The organism is Solidesulfovibrio sp., from assembly GCF_029978005.1.
Classification (GTDB): domain Bacteria; phylum Desulfobacterota; class Desulfovibrionia; order Desulfovibrionales; family Desulfovibrionaceae; genus Solidesulfovibrio.
In genome coordinates this window covers 1-8,216 of the sequence record NZ_JARKOZ010000168.1, presented here as the reverse complement: position 1 = coordinate 8,216, position 8,216 = coordinate 1, and the positions used below count along the sequence as shown (strand labels likewise).

Below are 8,216 nucleotides of genomic sequence, written 5' to 3'. Positions count from 1 at the left end.
TTGGTTCAACCGGTTCCGCAAGTTGACGATTCGGTATGAGAAGCTCGGGGCAACCCATTTAGCATTGATCCATTTGGCGGCGGCAATCATTGCATTGCGGAAAATAAAAACCAAAATTATTTATGGATAAGTTCTTAGTTGGCAGTCCGCTGCACCCCCAGCCCCGCCAGAATGAGCGCCAGCCCGACCACCGTCGCAGGCAGGATCGCCTCGCCGACCAGGAAGTGGATGAGCACCAGCGACAGAAACGGCGAAAGGAAGATGAGGTTCGCCACTTTCGCGGCGTTGGCGGCGCATTTGAGCGCCGTGAGCCAGGTGACGAAGGCCAGGCCCATCTCGAAGACGCCCACGTAGGCCGCGCCGGCAAGGCCGGAAAACGACCCCGGCCAGGGATCGGAAAAACACAGCACCGCCAGAAGCGTCAGCGGCAGGCTGCACAGGAAATTCGCCAAAAGTCCCACCACCGGGTCGCGGTCGTCTTTCGTCCCCAGAATCCAGTAGAGCGCCCAGACCACCGTGGAGACGAGCGCCAGCGCCACGCCCCAAGGGCTGGCGAAGCGCATGCCGAAGACGTCGCCGTGGGTGGCGATGACCACCACGCCGCAGTAGCTCACCACCAGGGCGGCGACGTCGCGGCCGCGCAGCTTCTGGCCGAGCAGCGGCACGGCGAGCAGCGACAGGGTAATGGCCCAGGTGTAGTTGAGCGGTTGGGCCTCCTGGGCCGGCAGCAGGTCGTAGGCGGCGAAAAGGATGGTGTAGTAGAGGAAGGGGTTGAGCGCGCCGAGCAGAAACGACCGCTTCCACTGCGCCCGGGAAAGGGCGGCCACCGCCCCGAGCCGCCCCTGGAGCGACAGGACCAGCCCCAGCACCAGGCATGACGACAGGCTGGCGTACAACAAAAGCTGCAACGGGGTCAGATGGGCCAGGGACAGCTTGAAGGCCGAGGCCACGGTGGACCACATGGCCACGGTGGCCAGGCCGTAGCGCGTGGCCTTTTTCTGGTCGGGCATGAAATATCCTTGGTTTTCGGATTGCTATCGCAGCGGTTCGAGAAATCCAAGAACTTTCCTGCCGGGCCTGTTGACAATGGCCGCAAAGCCCGTATTCTTCGGTGTTGGCACTACCCGGCCCTGAGGTGATGTCCCTGGCGATGCGGACTTGCTGCAACTCCATCGCCCCATTCACGGACGCTCCCCCCGGCCGCCTGCCGTTGGCCCCGATCTTCCGATCCTGACGCGGCCCGCAGCCCCCGTTTCTCGATTCCATGATCGCCGCCGCGCGACACAATTTGGCGCGGCTACACGCTTTTGCCAAAGGATATCCTTTTGAGCTTCGATTCTTTTTGCCTCCATCCGACGATTTGCGCCAACATCGCGCGCATCGGCTACGAAACCCCCACGCCCATCCAGGCCGAAGCCATCCCCCATGTGGCCGAGGGCCACGACATCATGGGCCTGGCCCAAACCGGCACCGGCAAGACCGCCGCGTTCCTCTTGCCCATCATCCATCGCCTGATGACCACCAAGCCCGAAAAACGCGGCGTGCGCGCGCTCATCCTCGCCCCCACCCGCGAGCTGGCCGAACAGATCTACCAGGCCGGCGTGGACCTCGGCCGGGGCACGCGCCTGCGCGCCACGGTCATCTACGGCGGCGTGGGCAGGTTTCCCCCGGTGCGCGCCCTGCGCCAGGGCGTGGACATCGTCGTGGCCTGCCCCGGGCGGCTTTTGGACCACATGAATCAGGGCAACGTCCGCTTCGACGCCCTGGAGACGCTGGTCCTCGACGAGGCCGACCACATGTTCGACATGGGCTTCCTGCCCGACCTCAAGCGCATCCTCTCGGCCCTGCCCGCCAAGCGCCAGACGCTGCTCTTCTCGGCCACCATGCCCCCGGCCATCTCGGGCCTGGCCGCCGAGACCCTGACCGACCCGATCACGGTGCGCATCGGCCACCTCGCCCCGGTCTCGACCGTCGAGCACGCCATCTACCCCGTGTCCGCCAACCAGAAGGCCCCGCTTCTGCTCCACCTCCTGGACGAGGCCGGCAAGGATTCGGTGATCGTCTTCACCCGCACCAAGCACCGGGCCAAGAACCTGGCCCAGCAGCTCTGCCGCGCCGGACACAAGGCCACCTGCCTGCAGGGCAACCTGTCCCAGCGCCAGCGCCAGATCGCCATGGACGGCTTCCGCCGCGGCTCCTTCCAGGTGCTCGTGGCCACGGACATCGCCGCGCGCGGCATCGACGTGTCCCAGGTGGCCCACGTGGTCAACTTCGACATTCCGGACACCCCCGAGGCCTACACCCACCGTATCGGCCGCACCGGCCGGGCCGAGCGCGAAGGCCAGGCCCACACCTTCGTCACCGGCGAGGACATGAGCATGGTGCGGGCCATCGAAAACCACATGAAAAAGCCCCTGCCGCGCCGCAACGTGGAAGGCTTCGAGCCCGACCCCGAGGAGTTCCGCCGTCCGTCCGCCCCGGCCCACCGCCCCGCGCGCGGCCGTCAGGGCGGCTACGCCGGCCGGCCCCGCCAGGGCGGCTTCCGCGCCCGCGACGAGCAGCCGCGCGGCGACCGCTTCCAGTCCGACCGCGCCGGCCGCGAGGACCGTCCCCGGACCGAGCGTCCCCGCGAGGAACGCCCTGGGGCCGAACGGCCCATGGCCGCCCGGCCCCAGGGCGGCGACCGTCGCTCCACCTTCGGCCTGTCCCCGGACCGGCCCGAACGCCAGGGCGACCGCCGTCCGCGCCGTCAGCTCCAGGAAGGGGCCAGCGCCGCCTAACCGTCAGTGCCCGTTGCAAATGACAAGCCGCCCCGGAACCGGTCCGGGGCGGCTTTTTTCATTTCGGCGTGATCTCGGCACCGGCTCGGCAGGACTAGGTCGCAGCTTTATACCATATTCTTATCGCTGAATGAGGCGAGTTCGCCAGAGGCCGGTGGTTGCCGAAACCTGACCCGGCTTCCCGCAGCGTGACCACTGTCAGACTCCGGGGAGCGGGCCTTGACAATAACAAAACGATACGGTAGCGTTTTATAAAAGCGTGTCGGCAACCCATGCGGGCGCTCGACGCAACAGTCGGATGGAGCAGCCATGGCGCGAGTAAAGACAGAAGCCCGCCGTGAGGCTTTCCTGGACGCCGCCCGGGAAGTCTTTCAGGAAATGGGCTTCGATCAGGCATCGATGGACGTGATCGCGGCCCGGGCGGGGAGCTCGAAAGCCACCCTGTACCGCTACTTCGACTCGAAAGAGACATTGTTCATGGAACTCGTGCGACGAATGGCCAACGCGCAGGGCGGGCAGATGATGTCCCTGCTGCACCGCAGCGGCGGCGTCTCCGAGGGCGGGGAACAGCCTGTGGAAGCCGTGGATGCCCGCGCCTTGCTGGACCCCGAAGAGGATGTGGCGGCCATACTCACGAAATTCGGCCAGCACGTTCTGAAGGCTTTCCATACACCGCAAGCCCTTGGCATCGTCCGCATGGTGATCGCTGCCGCGGTGAATCCGGAAATCGGCAGGTTGTTCTACGAACAGGGACCGGCGCGCGCGGTGGCGCACCTGGCGCAGTACATCGCGCGTGTCATCGAAGCCGGGCGGCTGCGCCAGGCCGATCCGCACATCGTCGCTTATCATTTCTACGGCTTGCTGGAATCCGAGGTGCATCAGGCCGGCCTGTTCAACGTCGTGACCCAGCTGGATGACGCGCGCATCGCGGCCACCGTGGCGCGGGCGATGGAGGTCTTCCTCCGCGCCTACGGCCGCCCGCCTTGCGAGTGAAGCCGCTTCTCGCGTTCCCGTTTTTAATCCCGGCAATTGCGTTGCTCATAGGCAATCCCGCCCTCCTCATGGTCAAAGGAGAGACTCCCATGAAAGCCCTCCGCCTCGTTGGGATCGTCGCACTTGCGCTTGCCGCCGTCGCCGGCCGGCCCGTCTGGTCCCAGGCTGCCTCCATGCCGCCCGCCGTAGAGGCTCCTCCGGCAACGTCTGCGGCATTCCAGCCGCGAGAGGCCCCAGACGCTGTCGTTCCAAACGAAACGAATGACACAAGTGCCAGCGAGCTTCAGGTCGCTCCGTCTGCCTTGGCAGTTGAAGCATCGGCCTCGAGCAAGAATTCGGGTTCCGATTCGCCTGCGACAGGGGCATTGACATCCGCGGCGTCCGGCGCGACGGCCACTGCGGAGGATGCTGAAGCCATTTACGGGCAACAGAGCGTCGACGACCCTTGGGAGGGGTATAACCGTCGCATCTATCGCTTCAACAGCGCCTTCGATAAATTCATAATCCGCCCGCTGGCGATCGCCTACGATAGGGCCGCGCCGAATCCTGTGCAGACCGGCATTGGCCGGTTCTTCGGCAACCTTCGCGAGCCGGGCACCGCGGTCAACCAGACGCTTCAAGGGAGCCCCGTCAAGACGCTGCGAACGCTTGGCCGGTTTGTCGTCAATTCCACCGTGGGCGTGGCCGGCCTGTTCGATCCGGCAAGCCGTGTGGGCATGCCGAAGGACAACGAAGACTTCGGCCAGACGCTGGCTACCTGGGGGTGGCGCGATTCCCGCTACTTTGTGATGCCGCTCCTCGGGCCGCGCACGGTGCGCGATACGGTCGGCATGTTCGGCGACCAGCCTCTTTCGCCGATGAGTTACATGGACAACAGCATGATCGCCTACGGCCTGAATGTCTTTCAATTCACGGATGCCCGCGCTCGTTCGTTGCCGATGGACGAGAAGCGTCGCGAGGTTTCCGACGAATACGCGATGGTCCGTGATGCCTGGATGCAACGGCGCGCCCACCAGATAGAAAAAGACTTGCCTAGCCCGGATTAACTGCCTCTGTCCCGCGGCAGCCACTGGGGCGCCTGCAAGGGCTGAGAGTGATTTTTCAGCCGGAAGGACTTGGCAGCGGACACTTTCATCCCGCCGTCATGGACAACGGACCAAGAGTGCGGCACATCCCCGAGACCGGTCCGCGCAGCCGGGAAAAGCACACGATCGCAAGGAACCCGGCCATGACGGCACGCAAGCTCTACCGCCTCGAGCTCGACCGCATCGAGGATTCCCTTCGCGACGTGCAGGAGCACTTCGAGGAGATCAACGCCAAGCTGCTCATGCGCCGCGAGCCGCTCACCGATCAGATCATCGGCAACCTGCTCGAGGGCTATTCCTACGTGGACGAGCTGCTCGAGGCCGGCATCGAGCTCTTCTCGCGCTCGGGCCTCGACAACATTCTGGAGCTCAACCATATCGTGCTGTGCGGCAGCAACGAGAGCGTGCGCATGGAATACGGGCCGCACCTGCTCGAAACCCGCCACCGCTTCGCCGAGGGCATCGACGAGGTCTCGGACTGGTACGAACGCAAGCGCCACAAGTCGGCCTACCGACGGGCGGCCGGCGTCTACGTGCTCTCCGTGAGCCAGCCGCAGCTCTTTCTGGAAGGGAACCACCGCACGGGAGCGCTGGTGGCCAGCTACATCCTGGTCCAGGAGGGGTTGCCGCCCTTCGTGCTGACGCGAAAAAACGCCGCCGAATACTTCAACCCCTCGACGCTCATCAAGTACCGTCACAAGGAGAAATTCCTGGACCGGCAGTATTATCTGAAAAAATACCGCCGGGTTCTGCAGGAATTCTTCGAGGAGACGCTCGACAAGCGCTTCCGCCGCTCCATCCGCCTGGACAAGGAAGAGAAGGGCTGATGCCGCTTTCTTAAAAAAATCGCCGGTATTTTTTGCGTGGGAAACGAATCATTCCATCGAGCCTTCCCGGAATCCCGCCGCGCCGCCGCCCTGGCCGCGACGCGGGCGTGATCCGTTCGGGCACCCGGGGTGTCCCTTAAAAAATACGACAGTATTTATTAAGGGAAACAACCATTCAAGCATGTCGCCGGCGAAACGCCCAGAGGTGCGTTTCGCGGCCGCGACGTTAGGCGGACTGGCCGGCCTTCTCGGTCGCGCTCTCGGCGACGACGGTAGCGGCGGGCGCGGCCGCGACCTGGGCGGGCTTCACGGTCTCGGCCTCGGGCGTCACGTCCCGGGCTTCCATGGCGGCCTTGAATTCGCGGATGGATTTGCCGAGGTCATGGCCGACGTTGGCCAGCTTGCCCGGGCCGAAAACGATCAGCACGACGCCCAGGATCAAAAGCAGATGCATGGGTTGCAGCAGTCCGGAAAACATGTTCGCACTCCTTTTTTGGGCTGAACGGTAACATGGATCCCCCTTCGCGACCTTTCCCGGAGGTGACAATGCGGCAAGGAAAGACTCGCTGCGCCGGGTTTTTTTGACACGATCGCGATTCGTCGTCTCCCGGCAAGGCGACCCGGCATGCCGGGAAACCGACAGGTTCACTCCCGGCGCGAAGTCCGTCGCCCCCCTGGCCGCGCCCGCGACATTGGGTTAGAAGGTGGCATGGACGCCGCAACCGAAATCCCGGTGCTGGAGGTGGCCTCGGCGCGCAAGGACTACGGCGCGCTGCGCGCCGTCGACGACGTGAGCTTCGTCGTGCGACGGGGCGAATGCTTCGGCCTGCTCGGCCCCAACGGCGCGGGCAAGACCACCACCATCCGCATGGTCTACGGCTTCTCGCCCCTGACCTCCGGCAGCGTGCGCGTCTTCGGCCTGCCCATCGCCGAGGCCTTCCGCCGTATCCGGGCGCGCCTCGGCGTCTGCCAGCAGGGCAACACCCTCGATCCGGATCTGTCCGTGCTCGAAAACCTGTTGGTTTTCGCCGGCTACTTCCGCATCCCGCGCCGCCAGGCCCTGGCCAGGGCCGAGGAGCTGCTCGCCTTCTTCTCCCTGGAAGGCAAGAAACGCTTCAGCTACGAAGAGCTCTCCGGCGGCATGGCCAGACGCCTCATGCTGGCCCGGGCGCTCATCAACAGCCCGGATCTGCTCATCCTCGACGAGCCCACCACCGGCCTCGACCCCCAGTCGCGAAACACCCTCTGGGACCGGCTCCTCGACCTCAAGCGCCAAGGCCTGACCATCCTGCTCACCACCCACGCCATGGAAGAGGCCGAACGCTTCTGCGACAGGCTGTGCATCGTGGACAACGGTCTGGTCACCGCCGAAGGCGTGCCGCGCGGCCTCATCGAGGCCCATGTCGGCCGCCACGTGCTGGAGGTGGAAACGCCCGAACAGGAATTCCTGGACGCCGTGCGCCAGGGCGGCTGGCAAAGCGAACGCTCGGGCCGGCGCTGCATCGTCTACGGCCGGGAACGCGCCGAACTGGTGGCTCTGCGCGACCGGTTCTGCCCGGAATACGGCCTGCTGCGGCCCGCCACCCTGGAGGACGTTTTCTTGCGCTTAACCGGCCGGGAGCTTCGCGAATGAACGCCGACCCCCGCTTCACAAGCCTCTTCTGGACGGTCTGGCGGCGCAACCTGCGCGTGTACCGCCGCATCTGGGCCGTCAACTTCCTGCCGCCCATCCTGGAGCCGCTCTTTTACATAGTCGCCTTCGGCCTGGGCTTTTCCGGCCTCGTCTCCGACGTCACCTGGCACGGCGAACCCATGGGCTTCATCCGCTTCTTCGCCCCGGCCATGGTCGCGGTCTCGGCCATGTGGCAGGCGTTCATGGAGACCACCTACAGCTCCTTCGTGCGCATGTTCTACCAGAAGACCTACGACGCCCTGCTGGCCACGCCCCTGTCCCTGGAGGAAATCATCGTGGCCGAAATCGTCTGGGGAGCCACCCGGTCGCTCATCGCCGCCGGCCTCATGCTGGCCGTGGTGGCCCTGCTCGGCTACGCCCCCAGTCCCCAGGCGCTCCTCGTGCTGCCCATCGCCCTCCTCGGCGGCCTGACCTTCGGCGCCATCGGCATGGCCACCACAAGCATCACCCCCTCCATCGACATGTTCAACATCCCCGTCTTCCTCGTCATCACGCCCATGTTCCTCTTCTCGGGCACCTTCTTCCCCATCGACGCGCTGCCGCCCGCGGCCGCGCCCATCGCCGCCGCCATGCCGCTCTACCACCTGGCCGAACTCTGCCGCGCCGCCTGCCTGGGACGGCTGAACGCTTGGTCGCTCGTCAACGTCGGAGCGCTGGTCGGATACTTCGTGGTGTTCATCCCCCTGGCGCTGGCAGGGATGCGCCGACGGTTGGTGCGGTGAGGGAAGGGGAAGGAAGGCGAAGATGCCTCCGGCGGCGGGGGGGGGTGGTGCCCCCCCACCCCCCCCCGGGGGGGGGGGGGGGGGGGGGGGGGGGACGGCGGGGGGCGGGGGGGCGG

The 8,216-nt window shown here is 65.6% G+C and carries 8 protein-coding genes and 1 pseudogene; 7 read left to right on the top strand and 2 right to left on the bottom strand.

The genetic code is table 11. From position 1 onward, the window contains the following. Positions 1-130 (top strand): annotated as a pseudogene (locus Q1K70_RS18485) (IS5/IS1182 family transposase); the annotation flags it as partial. A gap of 4 nt (positions 131-134) precedes the next feature. On the opposite strand, the gene Q1K70_RS18480 reads toward Q1K70_RS18485, so the two are convergent. Beyond that, positions 135-1,010 carry a DMT family transporter gene (locus tag Q1K70_RS18480; RefSeq protein WP_300162871.1) on the bottom strand — a complete coding sequence of 292 codons (876 nt, stop codon included), beginning with the start codon at positions 1,008-1,010 and terminating at the stop codon, positions 135-137. Between the two features lie 315 nt (positions 1,011-1,325). Here Q1K70_RS18480 and Q1K70_RS18475 point away from each other — a divergent pair, with 315 nt between their 5' ends. The 4 genes from Q1K70_RS18475 to Q1K70_RS18460 all read left to right on the top strand — a co-directional run bounded on the left by Q1K70_RS18475 (position 1,326) and on the right by Q1K70_RS18460 (position 5,685). Continuing rightward, the gene (locus Q1K70_RS18475; RefSeq protein WP_300162869.1) at positions 1,326-2,780 is read left to right on the top strand and encodes a DEAD/DEAH box helicase; all 1,455 of its coding nucleotides are present in this window, start codon (positions 1,326-1,328) and stop codon (positions 2,778-2,780) included. A 309-nt stretch (positions 2,781-3,089) separates the two neighbouring features. Beyond that, positions 3,090-3,773 carry a TetR/AcrR family transcriptional regulator gene (locus tag Q1K70_RS18470; protein WP_300162866.1) on the top strand — a complete coding sequence of 228 codons (684 nt, stop codon included), beginning with the start codon at positions 3,090-3,092 and terminating at the stop codon, positions 3,771-3,773. Between the two features lie 89 nt (positions 3,774-3,862). Next, on the top strand, positions 3,863-4,819 hold the full coding sequence (locus Q1K70_RS18465) for an MlaA family lipoprotein (RefSeq protein ID WP_300162864.1): 957 nt from the start codon (positions 3,863-3,865) through the stop codon (positions 4,817-4,819). Positions 4,820-5,001: 182 nt separating this feature from the next. Beyond that, the gene (locus Q1K70_RS18460) at positions 5,002-5,685 is read left to right on the top strand and encodes a hypothetical protein (protein ID WP_300162862.1); all 684 of its coding nucleotides are present in this window, start codon (positions 5,002-5,004) and stop codon (positions 5,683-5,685) included. A gap of 226 nt (positions 5,686-5,911) precedes the next feature. On the opposite strand, the gene tatA is transcribed toward Q1K70_RS18460, so the two are convergent. Beyond that, positions 5,912-6,163, bottom strand: coding sequence for a twin-arginine translocase TatA/TatE family subunit (gene tatA / locus Q1K70_RS18455; RefSeq protein ID WP_300162860.1), 252 nt, complete (start codon positions 6,161-6,163; stop codon positions 5,912-5,914). Between the two features lie 231 nt (positions 6,164-6,394). Here tatA and Q1K70_RS18450 point away from each other — a divergent pair, with 231 nt between their 5' ends. Continuing rightward, positions 6,395-7,318, top strand: coding sequence for an ATP-binding cassette domain-containing protein (locus Q1K70_RS18450; RefSeq protein WP_300162857.1), 924 nt, complete (start codon positions 6,395-6,397; stop codon positions 7,316-7,318). After that, positions 7,315-8,100, top strand: coding sequence for an ABC transporter permease (locus tag Q1K70_RS18445; RefSeq protein ID WP_300162854.1), 786 nt, complete (start codon positions 7,315-7,317; stop codon positions 8,098-8,100). The genes Q1K70_RS18450 and Q1K70_RS18445 overlap by 4 nt, the downstream gene beginning before the upstream one ends. Positions 8,101-8,216: the final 116 nt, after the last annotated feature.

What these genes read in the sequence shown, in the direction of transcription:
- Q1K70_RS18445 (WP_300162854.1), top strand. Translation starts at nt 7,315, where the DNA reads ATGAACGCCGACCCCCGCTTCACAAGCCTCTTCTGGACGGTCTGGCGG.
- Q1K70_RS18470 (WP_300162866.1), top strand. Translation starts at nt 3,090, where the DNA reads ATGGCGCGAGTAAAGACAGAAGCCCGCCGTGAGGCTTTCCTGGACGCC.
- Q1K70_RS18465 (WP_300162864.1), top strand. Translation starts at nt 3,863, where the DNA reads ATGAAAGCCCTCCGCCTCGTTGGGATCGTCGCACTTGCGCTTGCCGCC.
- Q1K70_RS18460 (WP_300162862.1), top strand. Translation starts at nt 5,002, where the DNA reads ATGACGGCACGCAAGCTCTACCGCCTCGAGCTCGACCGCATCGAGGAT.
- Q1K70_RS18450 (WP_300162857.1), top strand. Translation starts at nt 6,395, where the DNA reads ATGGACGCCGCAACCGAAATCCCGGTGCTGGAGGTGGCCTCGGCGCGC.
- tatA (WP_300162860.1), bottom strand. Translation starts at nt 6,163, where the DNA reads ATGTTTTCCGGACTGCTGCAACCCATGCATCTGCTTTTGATCCTGGGC.
- Q1K70_RS18480 (WP_300162871.1), bottom strand. Translation starts at nt 1,010, where the DNA reads ATGCCCGACCAGAAAAAGGCCACGCGCTACGGCCTGGCCACCGTGGCC.